The following is a 22,022-nucleotide window of genomic DNA, read 5'->3' as shown; positions in this document are numbered from 1 at the left end:
GATGAAAAAAAAGATTAAGGCCAACGAAGTCGTCGTTTTCGCCGTTACGTTTGTTATCGCTGCCGTGTTTGCTTTTCCGATTTACTTTAATATCATGTCCGCCTTCAAGAGCAACGGCGAAATCATGCGCGACGCGATCGCTTTCCCGAAAGGGCTTTATCTAGATAGCTTTAAGTATCTTTTGACGGAGACCCAGTATCCGGCAGCGATGCTTAACAGCGCGATATTAACCTTTGTCTCCATTATTGCCATGGTGCTCGTCATTCCGATGGCTGCCTATGCGATCGAGAGAACGAATTCGAAGTGGACGAATGGCGTGTTCACGTACTTCCTTTTCGGCATGATGATTCCTTTCCAGGTATACATGATTCCGTTGTTCAAGCAGTTGAAGATGATCGGCCTATTCGGAACTCTAACGGGGCCTATCCTTGTGTATATTTCCGGGTCCGTCGGCTTCGGCATCCTGCTTTATACAAGCTTTCTCAAGGGTATCCCTCGGGAAATCGAGGAATCGGCGGAGATAGACGGCTGCACAAGAACAGGGATATTTTGGAAAATCGTATTCCCATTGCTAGGGCCGGTAACGGCTAGCATGGTAGTTTTGCAGGGTCTCGGGATTTGGAACGATTTCCTGATGCCGATGATGGTGCTGCCATCCGGCCACGCCAAAACGATGATCGTCGAGCTGTTCTATTACGTCGGCGAATTCTCATCCCGTTGGGACATGATCTTCGCGGGTACGACGATGTCGCTTGTCCCGGTACTCATCGCATTCCTTTCCTTGCAGAAGTATTTCGTCAAAGGCGTCTCGTCCGGCGCAATCAAAGGGTAAGCTCGAAAATAAACATCCGCATCTGCCGCACAGCCGGAAACTCCTCTTGAGGAATTTCCGGCTGTGCCTGTTGCTTGCCGGGCAGGATTAAGGGGACGGCTGTTTCATGTTATGATTAGAACACATATCATGGGGCGGCGTTTGCATAGGAGGAGCATATCGATGAAATCGTGGGGGCAAAGATGGAACAGCGTATTCGTGAAATTTTCGGCGGCATTTATATTAGTCGGACTTATTCCTTTGTTTGCGCTCAGTTATTTCTCCGTACAGACTTTTACGGGACATGTCGAGCGGTACACTAACGATAATTTGCGCCAGATGGTTCTTTATATCAGCTATAACTTGAATTCGGCGTTCAATAACTATAACGAAATCTCCATGCTGATGTACACGGGGCGATATGACGGCCTGCAGGACAGCTTCTCGGACAATCAGACCCGCAACGTAAATGAGCTGCAGCAAATCAATTCCGTTCCAATCGATGCTTTTCTCAAAATGATCATGTACAGCGACCGGTACATCACGAGCGCATATTTTGTCCGGACGAAGGACAGCAAGCTTTATTATCAGACGAAAGAAAATAAAGTGATCATTCCGGAAAAGCTGCCCATAGAGGAATGGCTAAGCACGATGAAGGATGACCCTACCGGACTGATGATTTATCCGACGCATGAGGATTATTATATTTTTAATTCCCAGGACAACGTCATTACGATCGGCAGGAACCTGATCGATACATCCGGTACCCTCACGCGGGAGCCCAAAATCGTAGGCACTTTATTTTTTGATGTCGACGCCAAAATCGCGGACCAGTTTTTGCGCGAGCTCAATTTGGGAGAAAAGGACGAGCTGTATGTGCTAGACGATAAAGAGCGGCCATACTTCAGCAATAAGGAGCTGGCTGCCATCCAAATCCCTATCTCCTCGGAAAACGACAACAGAAAGCTTATTTTAAGCGAGGAGATTCCGTTTATTAAAGGCCAGCTGCTGGTTAAATTAGAGAACGAGGAGATATACAAGCAGCTAGGTACGACCAGTTCAGCGGTTTATATCGCGATCGGCATTTGCTCGCTCGTGCTTATCTTTATGGGCACCTGGTTTTCCCGCCGATTGGCAGCCCCGATTCGGGGGTTAATCAGACAGATGGCCAAGGTGGAATCGGGGAATCTGGAGATCCAGGTTGAAGTGAAAAGCAACGATGAGATGGGAAGATTAGCCCATGGCTTCAACCGGATGGTTGATCGGCTGCAGGCCTTCATCAATGAGGCTTATGTAGCCGAGATTAAGCATAAGCAAACCGAGCTGAATGCGCTGAAGAGCCAAATTAGGCCTCATTATTTATATAATACGCTGGAGGTCATTCGGATGAATGCCGTTCACAGCGATGCGGACGAAGTAGCGGATATGATTCTGTCGCTCTCGAATCAGTTGAAATACGTGATCGATTACGGCGAGGATTGGGTGACCATCCAGCGGGAGCTGGAGCATCTCAACGATTATTTTTATATCATCCAGGTAAGATTTGAAAACAGATTCGAGCTCAGATGCGATATTTCGGAAGAGGTAAATATGGAATGGCCGATCCTAAAGCTTTCCCTGCAGCCGATCGTCGAGAATGCGATTCAGCACGGGCTCCGGCTCAAAGGAAAGGGCATTGTGAAAATATCGATCGAGCTTTGGGAGAATAAGCTTGCCGTTACCGTTTACGATGACGGCGTAGGCATGGATAAGGCGGAGCTAGATCGCCTTAACGCGATGCTTGGGGATGCAGCGGCTCCTTCTAAAAATGTCGGCGTGAAAAATGTGCATGAACGAATAAAATCGGTTTGCGGAGAAGGCTACGGCGTATCGGTAAGCAGCCGCAAGCATGTCGGCACCTCGGTGCTGATGCTATTTCCGGTGAAGGAGGAACTGACGCATGATACGACTCATTCTGGCAGATGATGAACCGATTATCATAAAAGGATTGCGGAAGCTGATGGATTGGGAGTCGTTCGGCATGGAAATCGTCGGTCATGCCTACGACGGCAACGAGCTCATGCAGCTTATCGAAGACTTGAATCCCGATCTGGTTATTAGCGATATTAGCATGCCGCATCGGTCTGGCATCGAAATCATAAAAGAGATCAAGCAAAGAGGATTGCCGGTAAAAGTGATTTTTATTAGCGCGTATCAGGAGTTTTCCTATGCAAGAGACGCGGTTGCGTTTGGGGCGGTCGACTATTTGGTGAAGCCGGTCGTGAAGCAGCAGCTGGAGAGCGTGCTGGGCAAAGCCATTTCATTAATAACGGAGCATAACGAGGAGCAGAAGCGAAAAGGAAAGCTGCAGCTGCTGGAGCGGAAAAGCCGGCATGAGGAAATGCAGGATGCCCTCATTCAATTAACGGACGGCAACTTGTCGCCTAATACGAAATCTTTTCAAGAAACGGATACCCAGCTTCAAGGACCCCGCTATTCGGTTATGATCGTCGAGGTTGAGCGTTTGAAAGAAGAGACGGCCCGCTGGACGGAAAAGGAAAAGAAGCTGATCGAATTCGCTATTGGCAACATGCTGCAGGAGGTCATAACCGATACCGGTATCGGTTATGTTTTTATGAAGCGGGATCGGCATGTTTGCGTTCTCAGCCACGGCGAGCCGGAAGAGCCGTTTATGCTGGCCGAAGACATGCAAAAGAAAATAGAAACCTTTCTGAAGCTGAAGGTTTCGGCATCCCTCAGCCGGCCGGCGAGCGGGCTGATGAGGCTGGCAGTTGCTTACCGCGAAGCGGAGCAAGCGATGGAAATGAAATATTTTGTGGGCTTGAACCGCGTGTTGGGCTTTGTTCCGCAGGGGCAGCAGCATCCCTTCGATAAGGAACTGTATGAAATGCAATGGGAGATCATCCGCGGGATGACGGCAAAGGCATGGCCCGAGGTACAGGCTGCGCTGGCCGGATGGCTGGATACGATAAAAAACGAAACGTATGGCAATCGTTCTCTTGCCGTATCCACCTGCTTTTCCTCGATGTCGTTTATTATCCAGGAGCTGTCCAAATCAGGCGTGCGATTGTCAGAACGCGCCTTGGACAAACGGGAGCTGCAGCAGCTGCTCGCTTCCTTCGAGACCTTTGATTGGATGAGCACCGAAATTATCGGTTTGTTTGAGAAAACCTACAGTGAAATGGACAGCGATTCCGGCAATAAGGACAAAATCGTGCTGGCTAAAATCAAGCAATACATCGATGAGCATTACAGCGAGGAGATCACGCTGGAGTCGATGGCAAGCATGGCTTTCATGAACCCTTATTATTTCAGCAGCTTCTTCAAGAAGCATACGAAACAAAACTTTAAACAGTACGTGACGGAGGTTCGCATGCGCCATGCGGCAGACATGCTCTGCCTGACCGATTTGATGGTCTATGAGATCGCGGACAAGGTTGGCTACAACAATGCCCGGCATTTTAGCGATATGTTCAAAAAAATGTACGGCAAGCTGCCAATCGAATATCGGCAGGATACGAAAAAAACAACGGAATAAGCACGGATTCAATTTGTTAGGCCAATCAGCATGTCGGATTGGCCTATTGGTTTGATGCGGTTGAAAATCCATTGCAAAACAACTTTGAATGATATATCATGATATATTATTAGGTTGTGCAGATAGGCTGGAATGGAAGGGAGGGGCTCGCTTTGAATGAAACATCATCTAAACCGATGTACGAAAAAATATTTGAATCGGTAAAAAACCAAATCTTAACGAAGGTCTATGGGGTCGGAGAACGAATCCCTTCGGAGAAGGAACTGGCAGAAGCTTACAGCGTCAGCCGTATTACGAGCAAAAAAGCGCTTGAGCTGCTTACGAACGAACGCTTAATTGTAAGAAAGCCGGGCAGAGGGTCATTTGTAGCCGATCCTGACACCGATTTTGGGACAGTGGCAGCCTCTTCTGGGGCGCCTGTTGCTGCTTTTTCCACGGAAATGACAACGATAGGGCTCGTCATTACCGATTTTGGCAACAGCTACGGAACGGGCTTGATCTATGGCATGGAAGAAGCGTCCAGGGAACATGATTGTTTTCTCGTCCTTCGCCGATCCTTTGGCGTTCCCGCTAATGAAGAGCTGTCGATTCAGAAGCTCCTTCATTTGGGCGTAGACGGGTTAATCGTATTCCCGGCCCAAGGCGAATACTTCAATGAGGAAATTTTGAAGCTGGTTATCGGCCGGTTTCCTTTAGTATTGATTGACCGTCATTTAAAGGGAGTATCCGCAGCCTCAATCAGCACGGATAATGCCGCGGCGGCAAGAAAAGCGACAGCCCACTTATTTGAACTCGGTCATCGCCATATTTCATTTCTGTCGCCTCCGCCAACGGATACGACGGCTGTCGAGGAACGGATTGAAGGCTTTATTCAAGCGCATGCCGAGCATGGGATTGCGGTGGATCGGGGGCTGTGGGTAAATGATCTTACCTCCACGCTGCCGAATTCATTCAGCGGGAACAATATCGAGCAGGATATCGACAAGTTAATGGCGCATTTGAAGAGCCGTCCAGAGATCACGGCCTTGTTCGCGATTGAATATAACATTGCTTTGCTTGCCAAAGCAGCCGTGGAAAGAATCGGACTCCGGATCCCGCAGGATATCTCTATTATTTGCTTCGATAGTCCGCCTACGGGACTCGGCGGCGGATATGCCTTCACCCACATCAGGCAAAATGAAGAGGAAATGGGACGTTTGGCCGTCGGCCATGTTCTGCAAATCATGCAGGGGCAGGCGGTCCCTAATAAAGTCATGCTAGAAGCGGATTTAATCATCGGTGATTCAACCGATAAGGTACGCCGGTAACGCCCCTGACCTTCAGGGGTGCTTTTTTTTTTGAAATGGTATATCAATAATAATGATATATTAGCTTGTAAAATGTCGAAATAAATTCATATTGACATACACACCATATACCAATATACTCATTTTATGAAAGCGGTTACGGTTATGGAAGGGAAGCTTCTTTACCCTAGCCAAGATAAATACGAAAAGGGAGGCATGGCAATGAAATTGAAAAAATGGTTTATGAAAGGGACGGCAATGCTGCTCGTCATCGGGCTTATCGCAGGATGCTCGGGCAACAACGCAAACCAGAATAATACGAACGGTTCTACGAATGCGGGAGACGGAAATGCAAAAAACGCGAAAGCAGTAGAATTAACCTTCTGGGGCGATTGGGGCGGCGAAGGCCAAGCGCAGTTCGAGACCATGGTCGATGCCTTCAATAAGTCGCAAAGCAAAATACATGTGAAGTATGTGCTGCAGCAGGATATGATCACCAAGTTTTTGACGGCGGCTACCTCGGGCGGTTCACCGGATATCCTTTTTTGGGACCGCTGGAGAACATCGCTGTATGCGCCCAAAAACGTGCTGCATCCCATTGATGAATATTTAGAGCGCGACGGCATTTCCCGCGATGATTATTTCGAGGAGTCGCTTAAAGAGCTCTCCTTGAACGATAAGCTCTACGGCCTGCCGCTGACAGTAGATGCGCGCGCGCTTTTCTATAATAAAAAGCTTCTTGCCGAAGCAGGCATCGAGCCGCCGAAAACATGGGATGAGCTTGCGGATGCCGCAGCCAAGCTGACGAAGTGGAACGGAAACAAGCTTGAAGTAGCCGGCTTCTCGCTCGGCGATGTTGGATTGTTCAATATGTATTTGCAGCAAGCGGGCGCTCAAATGCTTACGGAAGACGGCAAAACGAATTTCAATAACGAGCAGGGGAAACAGGTGCTGCAATACTGGGACCGCTTGTTGAACCAAGACAAAGTTTACAAAGTCGGCTTCGAGCAAGGACTGGGCGAAGGGCAGGACGCATTCGTGACCGGCAAACTTGCCATGCAGTATACGGGTCCGTGGATGCTCAGCACTTATAAAAAATACGGCAAGGACCTGGATTTCGGAATCGTACCGCCGCCAGCGGGACCAAATGGCGATAAAGCAAGCGTCATGGGCGGCTTTGGCTTAGTTATTCCGGAGGGCGCGAAGCATAAAGAGGAATCATGGGAATTTATTAAATGGTGGCTAGCGAACAAAGACAATGCGCTGCTTTGGGCGAAAACAAGCTTGAACATTCCGGGCTACAAGCCGGCGCTCGAAGATCCGTTTTTCAAAGATGATCCGTTCTGGCAGCCATTTATGGAAACGCTTGAATTTGCGAAGGTGCGGCCGAATCATCCGGGCTACTCCGTCATGGAGGGTGATGCTTTGATACCTAATCTCCAGCTGTTTCAGCAGAACAAGCAAAGCATAGATGATACGCTGAAGAAGGCGCAGGAGCAAGGGGATAAGCTGCTCGAGGATAACCGCGAAGTAAAATAAGCAATATTCGTGAAAAACAGAAAGGGAGGAAAACCTCCCTTTCTCCAATTGAGGGGGAGTTCCTATGGCTTCCGTTAGAAAGCTGGAGCGTCATCAGGCGAGGACCGCGTATTTGTTTATTACGCCGACCATGCTTTTGTTTCTTGTGTTTACGGTCATCCCGGTATTTATGGCGCTTTATTTAAGCTTCACCAATTATGATGTGCTGAGCCGCAAGGACTGGGTCGGCTTCGATAATTACCGCCGGCTGCTGGACGATGATTTATTGTGGGTAACGTTCAAAAACGTATTTTTGTACGCCGTGATTTTCGTACCTTTTAACATTATCATTTCATTAGCCTTAGGGATTCTCATGAACCGGGCTTGGCGCGGCATTAAGCTGTTCCGTACCTTGAATTATTTGCCGACCTTGACATCGTCGGTAGCCGCGGCTACCGTTTGGATTTGGTTGCTCCACCCCGAGTACGGATTGGTAAACGGAATGTTATCCTACATTGGCATAACCGGGCCGGCATGGGTAGCACAGACGGAAACGGCGATGCTTTCGATCATTCTTGTTACGCTGTGGCAATCCGTTGGGTCTAATATGATCATTTATTTGGCCGGTTTACAAGGCGTTCCGGATTATTTATATGAATCGGCACGGCTGGACGGCGCGACTAAGCTCGATTGCTTCCGGTTTATTACATGGCCGCAGCTTAGGCCGACGACCTTTCTGGTCAGTACGTTATCCATAATCGGCGCGCTTCAGCTATTTGATCAGGCATTTGTGCTTACGCAGGGGGGACCTGCCAATGTCACGAAAACACCCGTCTATTTAATTTACCAGCAAGGCTTCAATCAATTGCAAATGGGCTATGCATCGGCGCAGGCCTTCGTTCTGGCTGTGGCGATCCTTATTTTCTCCATCATTAATATGAGAATAACAAAAGCGGAAGAGTCTGTGATATAGGAGGCGAGCAGCTAATGGAAACGATCGGAGACACTCCTCTGCGCAAGGGTTTGAAGAAAACGATCTATTATGTCGTTTGCGCCTTGATCGCAATCGTCATGTTTTTGCCCTTTTACTGGAGCGTTTTGACCTCGATAAAACCGGATGATCAAATTTTCGCGATGCCGATCAAATGGCTGCCAACGGACATTACGTTCGAGCATTACAAAAAAGCGTTTACCACTGTTCCTTTTGGCTTGTATTTCTGGAACTCTTTCGTGCTGGCAGCCGCAGGGGTATTATTTAATCTCTTTTTAGGCTCATTGGCGGGATACGCGTTCGCAAAGCTCAAATTCAAGCTTAGCCAGCCATTGTTTCGTGTTTTATTGGCGGCGATGATGATACCCGGCATCGTAACGATGATCCCGAGCGTTTACGTACTGCAGCATCTCCCGTTTTTTGGCGGGAACGATCTGCTCGGTTCGGGAGGGCATGGTCTCATGAACTCCTTTTGGGGCATTATTTTGCCCGGCGCTTCCGGCACGTTCGCGGTCTTCTTCATGCGGCAATTTTTCTTGACGCTTCCTACCGATATGCTGGAGATGGCGCGGATTGAGGGCTGCGGAGAATTTAATATCTTTTGGAAAATCTATCTTCCGTTAACGAAGCCGGCGCTCGCAACATTGGGAATCTTTACGTTCCAAGCGGGCTGGAACAGCTTTCTCTGGCCGATGATCGTGCTTAACGATCCAACGAAAGCTACGGTCCAAATGGGGCTGCAGGCATTCTCGTACAATTTCCAGACGGATTTTGGCCCGATGATGGCAGGGGCTTTGGTTGCCATTTTACCGATCTTGATCTTGTTCCTGCTGCTGCAGCGTTACTTTGTACAGGGCATTGCTTTCAGCGGAATTAAAGGATAGCGGATAGCGCAGACGTTACATTTCATATCATGACCTAGGGGGAGACGGCAGATGAACAAAACGGCAATCGGTGTATGGGAGAAGCGGGCTGACGAGGCGCAAGCGGCGCTTGAGCATTTTTTCTGGAATGATGAAATTAAGATGTACAACATAGAGACGCCTTGTCCGAACGGCAGCTGCAATACGATATTTCATTACTGGTGGATGGCGCATGCGGTTGACGTGCTGGTTGACGGATGGCTAAGAACAGGTGAGCCGCGGTATGCGGAAAGGCTGCGTATTTTCTATGAGGGGATCTTGGAGAGAAACGGCGGTTCGCTGCCAAATGAGCTCTATGATGACATGGAGTGGATGGCGCTCGCTTGGCTGCGCGCTTATGCGGCAACGGGAGAAGAGACTTATAAGCAAGCAGCCTTGGTGTTATGGGAAGATATTAAGACCGGCTGGAATGAGCATATGGGAGGCGGGATCGCGTGGCAGAAAAGCCAGCTCGATTACAAGAATACTCCCGCTAACGCGCCAGCTGCTATCTTGGCTGTGCGCTTGTACCTGGTCTTTAAAGACGGCAGCGATCTGGAATGGGCGAAAAAAATTTACAAATGGCAAAAGGAAAACCTAGTCGATCCGGCCAGCGGCTTCGTCTGGGACGGCATGAACCGAACGGGCGACGGGGCCATCGATAAAGATTGGAAATTCACCTACTGTCAGGGCGTTTTTATCGGCGCCGCGGTTGAATTATTCAGAGCAAGCGGCGAGCAATCCTATTTGGAGGATGCGATTCGCTCATTTGACGCCGCTGCAGCGGAGCTGGCCGATCCCGTGACGGGGGTGCTGCCGGATGAGGAGACGGGCGATGGCGGTTTGTTCAAAGGAATCCTAATCCGGTACGCAGCCGAGCTTGCAAAGGAAGAGGGCGGGGCCCGCGCGGGACAGCTGCTGCTCTTGAATGCCGAGCAGCTGTGGCTGAACGGCAAAGCGGACGGCCAAGCGTTGTTCAATCATGATTGGACGGCCAAGCCGGGGGAAACCGTATCGCTAAGCGTACAGCTCAGCGGGGTCATGCTGCTGGAGAAAATGGCGGAGCAACGCGAATGAGCCATGGCAAAGAGGTCAATTTCGTACAGAACGCTTTGGTCCGGAATTATTGGAACGAGAGCGCCTCGATCATGAACCAATGGTATCCGCGGGAGGCAAACCCGCCGGGAGAGAACTATTATTACTGGTGGCAGGCACATGTGATCGATGTTTTTGTGGACGGATGGAACCGGACAAGCGACGCACGGTACAAGGAACGCATCGAGGCGATTTACGATGGCATCCTTCAAAGCAACGGCGGTACTTTTCTCCACCATTATTATGATGATATGGAATGGCTCGCTTTAGCTTTGCTCAGGGCGTATCAAACCACCTGGGATGAAAAGTACAAGCAGAGCGTACTAGAATTGTGGGCCGACATTCAGACCGCATGGAGCGAACAGCTAGGCGGCGGCATGGCGTGGAACAAAGGGCAATTGGATTATAAAAATACGCCAGCCAATGCGCCTGCCGCCATACTTGCCGCCCGTTTGCATCAATGCTTCGGAGACAAGTCCGATCTGGACTGGGCTTTGAACATCTATAGATGGAATAAGGACCATTTGGTTGATCCTGCTACCGGCTTTGTCTGGGACGGAATCAACCGGAATGGCGATATGCAGATCGATTATGATTGGGCTTTTACGTACTGCCAAGGGGTTTTTATCGGCGCAGGCGTCGAGCTATATCGCTGCACCAATGATTCGGCTTTTCTGGATGACGCGAAACGGACCGCGCATGCCTGCATCGAGAGGTTATGCAGCCCGGAAACGCTAGTCTTGCCCGATGAAGGCATTGACGATACAGGTCTGTTTAAAGGCATCCTAGTCCGCTACTTGGCTCAGCTGCTGCGGGTCGCTCCGGAAATGAATGAGGTTAGGGAGGTTATTAAGGCGAACGCTGCGATCTTGACGAAGCAAGGGCTGGATATGGAAAGCGGTCTATGCGGTCCATCTTGGGAGAGCCGTCCATCGCTCCCTGTCCAGTTAAGCGTTCAGCTTAGCGGCGTCATGCTGCTGGAAGCCGCTGAGCTGCTGAGACACATGGATTAAGAGAAGTCCCCGCTTAACGGCATCATGCTGTTAGGCGGGGACTTCTTCTTTTTTAAAATATAGGAAAGTATAAGTTTGAAACTTATACTTAGCCTATATTTCACCGCGAAACGAGCTTGTGCCGCCAGAGGACGGCGAAAGCCGTTTACGCTTGTTAGATTTCGTTCGAACCGGTAAAGCCTTGGATGAATTTTCGTGGAGATACCGCTTCGATTTGCTTAAAGGCTTTGCTAAATGCGTAGACGCTGCCGTAGCCGACTTTCTCCGCGATGGTTGTGATCGAAAGCGGCGTATAGATCATAAGATGTTTTGCTTTTTCGATGCGATAGCGCATCTGGAATTGATGCGGCGTAAGGCCGTATTTTTGTTTAAACAGCCTTGAGAAATGGAAGACGCTGAGCGTGGCTGTCTTGGAAAGCTCCTCCAGAAGGATCGTTTGGTCGAATCGTTCCATGATGAGCGTGGCTGCCGCGTCAAGCGATTTATGATGGACCCGGCGACGAGAAAGATCGCTATTTTCCAAGCCTTTCATGATTAGATAAATCAGCTTTAAAACGAGTGATTTCTGCAAAATGAAAAAATCCAGATCCCGCCGTTCATAAGCATGGATGAGCTGCTGCAGCGTTTTTAATATTTCCCCGTGATTATCGACCCGAATGACATCCGGTATTTGCAGGACGGATTCCAGAACGTCTTCGCGAATCCAGCTTTTTTCTTGCTCGCTGCAATCCGCTAAGCTTTTGTAGCTGATGGGCACTTCCTCCAGATTATCTGCGTAAAGCGCGTCAAAGTGAATATGCGGCATCCAGCATTCGCCGACGGATTCCAAAAACTCATGCTCCTTGCCGGGCTTAAATAAAACGATGTCCCCAGGTAGGAGGTTATGAACGGTATCGCTGATCCTTAACGTAAGCTCCCCCTTCTCCAAGTAAAGCAGCTCATAATCGAATATAATGCGCGTTTTTAAACGCATGCCTGATTCACGATGATTCCATGCTCTGCGAACATTAGGCGAGAGCTGCATCATCAATGTTTTCTTAGAATCGGAAAACGCTTCCATTTCATCACTCCAAAATAGCAAGATTGGACAAATAATAACAAGTTGAACTAAAGAAGTTCCGAAAAAACTATGATAACATAAGCAATGTAAACGATAACACGATTTGAATGACCGAATAATAGAAAGCATCTTCTATTATATTATGGCTCGGTTATTACATCAACCGAGGGTTGTCCGTCTTTATTTGAAAAGCTGTACTTATCTGGAAAGGAGCATAAAAACCATGAATAAATTTAACGGTCTAGAAATGGGAATCGGCAGTTTGGCTAGAGTTTCTGATGCACAGACCCGGTCGATAAGCGCTGAAAATTTTAACGGGGAAAAGGGCAAGGGCGGAATGGCAGCGGAAGGAACCGGTGCCAATTGCGCTCGGGATCTAGGAATCGGCTGGAAGGTATCTCCTTCGGTGGAAATTGAGGCTGGAGCGACCTTCACCATGGCTGAAATTGACGGTCCGGGAGCGATTCAGCATATATGGTTGACATGCTTTCCGACGCATTGGAGGAATATGATCCTTCGCATCTATTGGGACGAAGAGGAGCAGCCTTCCGTCGAAGTGCCGCTTGGCGACTTCTTCTGCAACGGATGGCAGGAACGCTGCGACGTGAATTCGCAGCCCATCGCCGTGAACCCGGCGGGCGGAATGAACAGCTACTGGCTGATGCCGTTCCGGAAGCATGCCAAAATGACCGTTGAGAACAAAGAGTCAAATAAGGTCGTGCTTTATTATCAGGTCGATTACACCTTGACGGATGTACCGGATGACATGGCTTATTTCCATGCCCAGTGGAGAAGATCCAATCCCGTACCATACGGCGAAGTCCATACGATACTGGACGGCGTAAACGGTAGAGGACATTACATCGGAACGTATCTGGCCTGGCAGGTGAATAATACAGGCTGGTGGGGCGAAGGCGAAATTAAGTTTTACATGGACGGGGATAAGCAATTTCCGACGATATGCGGAACGGGCACCGAGGATTATTTTGGCGGAGCTTGGAACTGGGAGCAGCCGATCGGGAAGTACTCCACTTATTCGACCGCGTATCTCGGGATGCATCAAGCGATCAAGCCGGACGGATTATATCGCAGCCAGCAGCGGTTCGGGATGTACCGGTGGCATATCATGGATCCGATTCGGTTCCAGAGCGATTTAAAAGTAACGATCCAGGATCTTGGCTGGCGGTCCGGAGGAAGGTATTTGCCGCAGCAAAGCGATATCGCTTCAACGGCATTCTGGTACCAGCTTGAGCCGCATGCTCCTTTTCCTTCCTTACCGGATAATGATGGGCGGGAAGTGATTTGACGCTTGCATGCTGTCTGATTTTTCAATATGGCTTTGAGGTGAAAGGGCTTTGTTTAAAGCAACAATAAAACAAGTCGCTGCCGAAGCGGAGGTCTCCACGGCAACCGTATCCCGTGTTTTGAATAGCAGTCTCAAAGTAAGCGACGAGGCGAAGCGCCGCGTCACCGAAGCAATCGCGAAGCTGCACTATGAGCCCAGCGCCATTGCAAGAAGCTTGAAGCAGGATAAAACGTATATGATCGGCATCATCGTTCCCGACATTACGAACCCGTATTTTATGGAAATATCGAAGGGCATCGAGGATACGGTCGGGCAGCGCGGCTTTCAGCTAATGTTCTGCAGCTCCAATGAAAATACGGAAAAAGAAAGCAGGCTGCTGCAGCATCTTAACGAGAAGCGGGTAGATGCAATCGTCATTGCCACCGCAGGAGGCAACGGAAACAAAATCGAGAGTATGTCTCGCTCCGGGCTTCCGGTCGTATTGATCGACCGGAGTCTGGAGGGGCGGGAGGATTTGAAGAAGCTGGATCTGATTGCCGAGAATAATGCGGAAGGCGCTTTTAGGTTAACCAAGCGGCTGCTGGAGGATGGGCACACTGCGCTGGGCGTGGTGAACGGTCCATCCTCGGTAAGTACCGGACGCGAACGCCATGAAGGCGTGCTGCGGGCCATGCGGGAACGGGGCATTGAACGCCCGCTGCATGTGTACAATGGCGATTTCTCGGTCGAAGGAGGGATCCGGGCGGTACGGCGGTTTTGGCAGGCCGATCACAAGCCGACGGCGATCGTATCGCTTAACAACCGGATGACCTTCGGCGTCCTGCTTGAGCTTATACGCAGCGGCCTCCGCATTCCAAGCGATGTGGCCATTGCCTCCTTTGGCGAGGTTGAAGCAGGAAGGCTGCTCAAGAAACCAAGGCTTTATTATATTGATCAGCAGCCGTACGACATGGGGAAGAGGGCCGGAGAGCTTCTGCTCAGTCGGATGAACAAACAGGACGACGGCGTCTTCCCTCATTTGGAACTATTCAGCCATCAAATCAAATGCATTCCATAACCGTTATCATTTATCAAATGAGATGAACTAGGAGAGGTGACTTCGATGTCAAACTTACAAGCCGTAAACCGATTGCAGGGTAATTTGCCGAAAATCGGCATCCGTCCCGTCATTGACGGAAGGCGGGGCGGAATCCGCGAATCGCTGGAAGAAGTTACGATGGACATGGCGAGAGCGGCGGCAGCCTTCTTATCGGAAAATCTGACGCACAGCTGCGGTCTGCCGGTTGAATGCGTCATTGCGGATACTTGTATCGGAGGAGTGGCCGAAGCGGCCCGCGCAGAGCAAAAGTTCTCTAACGCGGACGTGGGGCTGACGATTTCCGTTACACCGTCTTGGTGCTACCCGACAGAAACGATGGATACCGATCCGACGAGGCCGAAAGCGATTTGGGGCTTTAACGGAACCGAAAGACCGGGAGCAGTCTATTTGGCTGCGGCACTTTCCGCGCACAACCAAAAAGGGCTTCCCGCATTCAGCATTTACGGACGCGATGTACAGGATATCGGCGATACGACCATTACGCCGGATGTTCAGGAGAAGCTGCTGCAGTTCGCGCGGGCAGGGCTTGCCGTTGCGACGATGCGGGGAAAATCGTACTTGTCGATGGGTTCCGTGTCAATGGGCATCGCCGGCTGTATCGTGGATGAGTCATTCTTCCAGAAGTATTTAGGCATCCGCAACGAGTATGTCGATATGACGGAGTTCGTAAGACGGATGGGGCTGGGTATTTACGACCACGAGGAATATGAGCGCGCCTTGGCATGGACGAGAGAAAACTGCAGGGAAGGCAAGGAAGTAAATCCCGAGCACCTGAAACGGACTGCGGAGCAGAAGGAGCAGGACTGGCAAACGGTTGTCAAAATGACGCTGATCGCACGCGATCTGATGATCGGGAATCCGAAGCTCGATGGGCTCGGATACGGTGAAGAAGCGCTTGGGCATAACGCGATCGCAGCCGGCTTCCAAGGACAGCGGGCATGGACGGACTACTTTCCTAACGGCGATTTCATGGAGGCGATGCTGACGTCCTCCTTCGATTGGAACGGCATCCGCGAGCCGTTTATGCTGGCGACCGAGAACGATACGCTTAACGGAGTGACGATGCTGTTTGGCCATTTGCTCACGAATGCCGCACAAATTTTCGCAGATGTTCGCACGTATTGGAGCCCGGAGGCGGTAAAGCGCGTGACCGGCCATGAATTGACCGGCAGAGCGGCGAACGGCATCATTCATCTGATCAATTCCGGACCTGCTGCGCTGGACGGAACTGGCCGTCAAACCCATAACGGCGAGCCGGTTATGAAGCCATTCTGGGAAATTACCGAGGACGAGGCGAAGAGCTGCTTGGAAGCGACCGAATGGTGCCCTGCGGTAGACTTCTTCCGCGGCGGCGGCTTCTCGACGGACTTCACGACACGTGCTGGCATGCCGGTAACGATGGCTCGCATTAACCTGATCGCCGGACTCGGTCCCGTGCTTCAGCTGGCCGAAGGCTATACGGTCGAACTTCCGGATGACGTGCACGATAAGCTTGACGAACGCAGCAATCAGACATGGCCGACTACCTGGTTTGCTCCAAACTTGACGGGCGAGGGACTATTCAAGGATGTCTATACAGTGATGAACAAATGGGGCTCGAATCACGGCGCCATAAGCTATGGCCACATTGGCGGCGACTTGATTACGCTGGCATCGATGCTTCGCATTCCGGTCTCCATGCATAATGTGCCGGAGGAAAGAGTGTTCAGACCGAGCGCATGGGCGGCATTTGGCGAAATGGAGCCTGTAGGCGCCGATTACCGGGCATGCCAAAACTTTGGACCGCTTTATCGATAACGGAAAGGAGCAATAACCGATGTGTGCCAAATATGCAATTGGAGTCGATTACGGCACCGAATCAGGAAGGGCTTTGCTCGTTGATATTGCGAATGGAGCAGAGATCGCTACTCATGTCACTCCCTATCCTCACGGCGTAATGGACGAGAGACTGCCGGATGGGACTCTGCTCGGTCCCGATTGGGCGCTCCAGCATCCGGATGATTATATGGAGGTGCTGAGACGGTCCGTACCGGAGGTGCTGCGCGAGCCGGGCGTTAATCCCGAAGACGTCATCGGAATCGGAATTGACTTTACGGCCTGCACGATGATGCCGCTGGACGAACAAGGCTCGCCGCTGTGCCTGAAGCCCGAGTGGAGCGGAAACCCGCACAGCTGGGTGAAGCTATGGAAGCATCACGCGGCTCAGGAAGAAGCTAACCGGTTGAATGCGATAGCCGAGGAACGCGGAGAGACTTTTCTCCACCGTTACGGCGGCAAGCTATCCTCGGAATGGATGATCGCTAAAGTATGGCAAATCTTAAATGAAGCGCCGGAGATTTACGATCAATCGAACCTGTTTATGGAAGCGGCGGACTGGGTCGTCATGCAGATGACGGGCAGCCTCGTAAGAAACAGCTGCACCGCGGGCTATAAGGCCGTGTGGCATAAGGAAAAGGGCTATCCGTCGAACGAATTTTTCGCAGCGCTTGATCCAAGGCTCGAACCGTTTACCGAAACCAAGCTTCGCGGCAGCATCGCCGCGCTGGGTTCGAAAGCGGGAGAATTGAATGCAGCTATGGCAGAGGCCATGGGCCTTAGTCCAGGAATCGCGGTTGCGGTAGGCAATGTCGATGCGCACGCGGCAGTACCTGCGGTTGGCGTCGTGACGCCGGGCAAGCTGGTTATGGCGATGGGGACATCCATATGCCACCTGCTGCTTAGCGACAAGGAAGTTAATGTAGAGGGCATGTGCGGCGTCGTAGAGGATGGCATTGTGGCCGGGTATTACGGCTATGAAGCCGGTCAATCCGCGGTGGGTGATATTTTTGCCTGGTACGTTGACGAAGCGGTGCCTGAATATGTGCGGAAATGCGCGCAGGAGGATGGCGAAGGCGTTCATCAATGGTTGGAGCGAAAGGCGGCTGAATCCAATCCGGGAGAAACCGGGCTGCTTGCTTTGGATTGGTGGAACGGTAACCGTTCGGTGCTTGTTGATGCGGATTTGTCAGGCTTGCTCGTCGGTCTGACACTGCAGACGAAGCCGGAAGAAATCTATAGGGCGCTGCTCGAATCAACCGCATTCGGAACGAGACGGATTATTGAAGCATTCCATCAGAACGGCGTCGAGGTTAACGAGTTATACGCCTGCGGAGGACTGCCGCAGCGAAACCGGCTGCTCATGCAAATTTATGCGGACGTAACGGGACGGGAAATTAAAATCGCGGATTCGACGCAAACGGCAGCGCTTGGCGCAGCCATGTTCGCGGCGGTAGCAGCGGGAGCCGAGGCTGGGGGCTATGCGAATATCGTCGATGCAGCGGAAAAAATGGCTCGGGTAAGAAAAGAAACATTCAAGCCGATTCCTGAGCACGCTGCCGTATACGAGGAGCTTTATCAGTACTACCTCAGGCTGCATGATTATTTCGGCCGGGGCGGCAACGACGTTATGAAGAGACTGAAGGCCATGAAACGCAGCTCCATCTAAGTATTCGAAGTTTTATTGCAAAATGTGCAATCGATCTCACAATTCATCGCAGAAAAGGTGGTACAACAATGGAAATTCAACAATCGATTCAATCGCTAAGCCAAATGAGGCCGGGAAAACGGAAAAGAGAGTCCAGTTACGACCGTACGGGCGGCAACAAAGACTACTATACGATTAAACCTGGTGACAAAACGGATATTTGCCGAATCCAAGGAGCGGGGGCTATTACCCATATTTGGATGACCATGGCGACGGACGGCCCACAGGAAGAAGCACTGCTTCCGAGAAAGATCGTGCTTCGCATGTACTGGGACGGAGAGACCGAGCCAAGCGTGGAGGCGCCGATCGGCGATTTCTTCGGTCTTGGACACGGGATGACAAAAAATTATGAATCGGCTTGCCTTATGATGAGCCCGGAAGACGGCAAAGCGCTCAACAGCTTTTTCCGTATGCCGTATGCAATCGATGCCAGAATTGAAATCGAGAGCGAAGCGGAGCAGCCGATCAAATTTTATTTCTACATCGATTACGAAGCTTACGATAAGCTGCCGGAAAACGAGCTGCGCTTTCATGCCCAGTGGAACCGTGAATGCCCGACGGATGGAATTGACGACACGAGCGTAGATAACGCTTACTTCGAATTCGGCGGCAAAAATACGACGGGCGACGGCAACTACGTCATTCTTGAAGCGAAGGGCAAGGGACATTACGTTGGCGTAAATTTCAATATTCATAACCTGCGGGAAACGAGAGAGTGGAACTGGTACGGCGAAGGCGATGACATGATCTTCATCGACGGAGAGCCGTGGCCGCCAACGCTTCACGGTACGGGGATGGAAGACTACTTCAATACGGCATGGTGTCCGCAGCAGGAAGTATGCACGCCGTATCACGGCATCATCCTTGGCGGAGGACCGAACTGGAGCGGCAAAATTTCCACTTACCGCTACCATATCCTTGATCCGATCATGTTCGACCAAAGCATTAAAGTGACGATTGAGCACGGCCATAACAACCATCGCAGCGACGATATATCGTCAACAGCTTATTGGTACCAGTCGGAGCCGCATCAATCATTCAAGCCGCTGCCGAAGGTAACGGGACGTCTTCCGCTGCCGGACACCAAGCCTTTTAATGACCAAAGCCTAAAAGAAATTTTCAAGCACCCTAACCCATAATCGCGCTTCGGATGCGCCTCTTAAAGGAGATGATGAAGCTGCGTAAAACGATGACGGGTTGTTTATTAGTCTTAAGTTTGCTTTTATCCGCTTGCCGTGCCGGCGAAGATCAAAGCGCGAAGGGAATGCTGGACGGCAGCGATCAAAAGTTCCTGCTGAAAAGCGTAACCGAGCTTCAGAAGGTCGCGCAATTAACGGGAAAAGACTCGATAAACGGGACTGACCAATACGCGGTATTCGGTACGGATCTCGGATCGATGATTCAAGCGGATGACAAAAACTATTTCGTCTTCGGAGATACTTTCGGCGAACGTTCGGACGGTTCGACCGGCGCCGGAGGCAGTTACTGGCGATCCAATACGATGGCTTACTCAACCGATAAAGACCCGTCGGACGGCATCACGTTCGACGGGATGATTACGGATGAGATCGGGCTCGCGAAAGAGCTGCTGCCCTCCAAGAAAATCGATTTTGACGAAATGACGAAGATTCCAACACACGGTGTATATGCGAATGGCAGCTTGTATTTATACTACATGTCAGTCAACCATTGGGGTGATCCCGGACAATGGGACGCTAATTATGGAAGCGTAGCAAAGTCAACAGACGACGGGCAAAATTGGACGTTAATGGATGGGTTGAAATGGCCGGGGGACAGCGATTTCATTCAAGTAAGCCCTTACAAGGTTCCAAACGGCGAGGGCGGATCGGATATCTACTTCTGGTGTATTCCGTCAGGCCGGTTCGGTGGCGTGAAATTGATGAAGGTAAATGAAGCATCCATTGAAAAAATGAGCGAATACGATTATTTCGCAGGAGTGGATAAAGAAGGCGAGCCGATCTGGAGCAAAGATCCCGCCGATTCCGAGCTTGTAGTGGACGATACGGCAGGCGAGCTGTCCGTCATTTGGAATCCATATCTCGAAAACTGGATCATGACCTATCTGAAGGAAGGTCAGGGCGTGGTCATTCGAGAAGGCCAGACGCCTTGGGGGCCATGGAGCGATCCAATCGAGTTGGTATCATCAACAGAATATCCGGGCCTTTACGGTCCTTATATGAATCCTCAATATATGGCAGACGACGGCAAGACGATTTATTTCGCTTTATCGCTGTGGGAGCCTTATAACGTATTTTGGTTTAAAGCGGCGCTGAACAAATGAAAGCGCTTCAAAAAGTTAATGTGGTCACTTTTGATTCCGGTTTGAACGCTTCGGCGTTTAAATAAAACAATCTTTTTTTAAAAAAAGGGAGGATTCACACATGCAGGCTTATCGTGGAAAGGTTTTGACGGGCATATTAGCGGCGTTTCTCATGCTGACATTCGTATTGTCAGGCTGCGGCAATTCCGGTACAAACGAAGGCAATGGGGGCAATACGGGCAATCAAGGCAATCAAGGCAGCACAAATGAAACGGCAAACAACGGGAAAACGGACGAAAAACCCGCAGAGAAAGTAACGGTTGAATTTTGGGCGAATAAGTTTGAAGACACGACGGATGCCTGGTTCAAGAAATGGACCGATGAGTTCAACAAAACGCATGAGAATATTCAGATTAAGCTGACAATCGTTCCAGGCGATGCGTGGGCGCAGAAGCTGAAAGCGGCGCAAGCAGCAGGAAAAGCGCCGGATATCATGACGAAGAGCTATTCGGGTATTGCTCCAGCTGCCAAGAACGGCGAAATCAAGCCGCTTAACGACTTGATGGACCCGGCTGTGTTCGACGATCTGTACGATAATGTGAAAGAGTTCGTTACAGTCGACGGTAAATATTATGCTTATCCGAAGCTGGTAGAGCCTTCTGCAGTACTCTACTACCGCAAGGACTTATTCGAAGCGGCTGGTCTTGACCCTGCGAAGCCGCCGGTTACTTGGGCAGAGTTCATCGAATACGGCAAGAAACTGACTCAAAAAGGCATTTTTGGCGCTTCCATTGCGCAAACCGCTCCTGATCTTGGCTGGTCGAGCTGGGGCTTGCAATACAACGCTGCGGGACATCTTCCAATTACGGCTGACTGGTCCAAAGCAGACCTGATGGACGAAGGTTACAAAGAACTGCTTAGCTTCTACAAAACGCTGTACCAAGAAGGTATTATACCGAAGCAGCAGCTTTCCGCATATGCAGACGCAGCACCGTTTGGTCAAGGTAAACTGGCCATGACGGTTAGCGGATCTTGGGCGATGGGATTGTTCCGCAACGACTATAAAAACATGCTGGACAAAATCGGCGTAGCACCGATGCCTTCCATCGACGGTGACCAAACAAAGCCGACTGCGACTCTGGGGGGCTGGACGCTGGTAGTTGACGGCAAGTCGAAAAATCCGGAAGCGGCTGCGCAATACATTCAGTATCTGCTTGCCGGCGACCCGGCCATTATGATTGACTTCTTCAAAACAAGCCAATTTTCCAAATTCTCGCCGCGTAAATCGGTAGATGAAGCAATGAATCAAGACCCTGCGGCATCCGCAGACGAATGGCGCAAGCTGATTGCCGAGAAAGTCATTCCCTATGCAAAAGCAGAGCCAGTTTACCCTTGGGATATCAGTATCGCCTTTTCAACGGCAATCGAGTCCGCTATGAAGGGCGAGGATGTAACGAAAGCATTAGAAAAAGCGGAAAAAACGATTAACGATTATATTGCAAAATCAAAATTAGCGGGTACGAATCCGCAATAACAAACAACCGGGGAGAACCGTCCGGGGGCAGATGCTCCGGATGGATGATCCCCGTACTTTTATAC

General features: G+C 50.5%; 17 protein-coding genes. 16 read left to right on the top strand and 1 reads right to left on the bottom strand.

The genetic code is table 11. The features are described 5' to 3' along the window. The first annotated feature begins 1 nt into the window (after position 1). From MRBLPE1_RS06220 to MRBLPE1_RS06180, 9 genes are all read left to right on the top strand, one after another. Entirely contained in the window at positions 2-832 is an 831-nt protein-coding gene (locus tag MRBLPE1_RS06220) for a carbohydrate ABC transporter permease (RefSeq protein ID WP_364142890.1), read from the top strand. 162 nt (positions 833-994) lie between these two features. Next, on the top strand, positions 995-2,776 hold the full coding sequence (locus MRBLPE1_RS06215) for a sensor histidine kinase (RefSeq protein ID WP_364142887.1): 1,782 nt from the start codon (positions 995-997) through the stop codon (positions 2,774-2,776). Beyond that, positions 2,751-4,349: a response regulator gene (locus MRBLPE1_RS06210; RefSeq protein ID WP_364142884.1), complete on the top strand. Its 1,599-nt coding sequence runs from the start codon at positions 2,751-2,753 to the stop codon at positions 4,347-4,349. The genes MRBLPE1_RS06215 and MRBLPE1_RS06210 overlap by 26 nt, the downstream gene beginning before the upstream one ends. Positions 4,350-4,501: 152 nt before the next feature. Next, positions 4,502-5,656 carry a GntR family transcriptional regulator gene (locus MRBLPE1_RS06205; RefSeq protein ID WP_364142881.1) on the top strand — a complete coding sequence of 385 codons (1,155 nt, stop codon included), beginning with the start codon at positions 4,502-4,504 and terminating at the stop codon, positions 5,654-5,656. Between the two features lie 201 nt (positions 5,657-5,857). Beyond that, positions 5,858-7,174 carry an ABC transporter substrate-binding protein gene (locus MRBLPE1_RS06200; RefSeq protein ID WP_364142878.1) on the top strand — a complete coding sequence of 439 codons (1,317 nt, stop codon included), beginning with the start codon at positions 5,858-5,860 and terminating at the stop codon, positions 7,172-7,174. 64 nt (positions 7,175-7,238) lie between these two features. Beyond that, positions 7,239-8,126 (top strand): carbohydrate ABC transporter permease, encoded by an 888-nt coding sequence (locus MRBLPE1_RS06195; RefSeq protein ID WP_364142875.1) that lies wholly within the window; start codon positions 7,239-7,241, stop codon positions 8,124-8,126. 23 nt (positions 8,127-8,149) lie between these two features. Then, positions 8,150-9,028, top strand: coding sequence for a carbohydrate ABC transporter permease (locus tag MRBLPE1_RS06190; protein WP_414698856.1), 879 nt, complete (start codon positions 8,150-8,152; stop codon positions 9,026-9,028). A 51-nt stretch (positions 9,029-9,079) separates the two neighbouring features. Further along, on the top strand, positions 9,080-10,123 hold the full coding sequence (locus tag MRBLPE1_RS06185) for a glycoside hydrolase family 76 protein (protein WP_364142869.1): 1,044 nt from the start codon (positions 9,080-9,082) through the stop codon (positions 10,121-10,123). Continuing rightward, positions 10,120-11,154: a glycoside hydrolase family 76 protein gene (locus MRBLPE1_RS06180; protein ID WP_364142867.1), complete on the top strand. Its 1,035-nt coding sequence runs from the start codon at positions 10,120-10,122 to the stop codon at positions 11,152-11,154. Before MRBLPE1_RS06185 ends, MRBLPE1_RS06180 begins: the two co-directional genes overlap by 4 nt. Before the next feature lie 154 nt (positions 11,155-11,308). On the opposite strand, the gene MRBLPE1_RS06175 is transcribed toward MRBLPE1_RS06180, so the two are convergent. Beyond that, entirely contained in the window at positions 11,309-12,214 is a 906-nt protein-coding gene (locus tag MRBLPE1_RS06175) for an AraC family transcriptional regulator (RefSeq protein WP_364142864.1), read from the bottom strand. Positions 12,215-12,437: 223 nt separating this feature from the next. On the opposite strand from MRBLPE1_RS06175, the gene MRBLPE1_RS06170 reads away from it, so the two are divergent. The 7 genes from MRBLPE1_RS06170 to MRBLPE1_RS06140 all read left to right on the top strand — a co-directional run bounded on the left by MRBLPE1_RS06170 (position 12,438) and on the right by MRBLPE1_RS06140 (position 21,957). Next, the gene (locus MRBLPE1_RS06170) at positions 12,438-13,520 is read left to right on the top strand and encodes a glycoside hydrolase family 172 protein (protein WP_364142861.1); all 1,083 of its coding nucleotides are present in this window, start codon (positions 12,438-12,440) and stop codon (positions 13,518-13,520) included. 49 nt (positions 13,521-13,569) lie between these two features. Then, positions 13,570-14,577, top strand: coding sequence for a LacI family DNA-binding transcriptional regulator (locus MRBLPE1_RS06165; RefSeq protein WP_364142857.1), 1,008 nt, complete (start codon positions 13,570-13,572; stop codon positions 14,575-14,577). 45 nt (positions 14,578-14,622) lie between these two features. Then, entirely contained in the window at positions 14,623-16,416 is a 1,794-nt protein-coding gene (locus tag MRBLPE1_RS06160; protein ID WP_364142854.1) for an L-fucose isomerase, read from the top strand. 19 nt (positions 16,417-16,435) lie between these two features. Beyond that, positions 16,436-18,103, top strand: coding sequence for a ribulokinase (locus MRBLPE1_RS06155; protein WP_364142850.1), 1,668 nt, complete (start codon positions 16,436-16,438; stop codon positions 18,101-18,103). 68 nt (positions 18,104-18,171) lie between these two features. Beyond that, the gene (locus MRBLPE1_RS06150) at positions 18,172-19,281 is read left to right on the top strand and encodes a glycoside hydrolase family 172 protein (RefSeq protein WP_364142847.1); all 1,110 of its coding nucleotides are present in this window, start codon (positions 18,172-18,174) and stop codon (positions 19,279-19,281) included. Positions 19,282-19,313: 32 nt separating this feature from the next. Further along, positions 19,314-20,444 carry a DUF4185 domain-containing protein gene (locus MRBLPE1_RS06145; protein ID WP_364142845.1) on the top strand — a complete coding sequence of 377 codons (1,131 nt, stop codon included), beginning with the start codon at positions 19,314-19,316 and terminating at the stop codon, positions 20,442-20,444. Between the two features lie 100 nt (positions 20,445-20,544). Continuing rightward, positions 20,545-21,957, top strand: a complete 1,413-nt coding sequence (locus tag MRBLPE1_RS06140; protein WP_364142842.1) for an ABC transporter substrate-binding protein — start codon at positions 20,545-20,547, stop codon at positions 21,955-21,957. The last annotated feature ends 65 nt before the right edge of the window (positions 21,958-22,022 follow it).

Source organism: Paenibacillus sp. LPE1-1-1.1 (genome assembly GCF_040676435.1).
GTDB lineage: Bacteria > Bacillota > Bacilli > Paenibacillales > Paenibacillaceae > Pristimantibacillus.
Note: the sequence above shows the minus strand (reverse complement) of the source record. Positions and strands in the feature narration are given on the sequence as shown.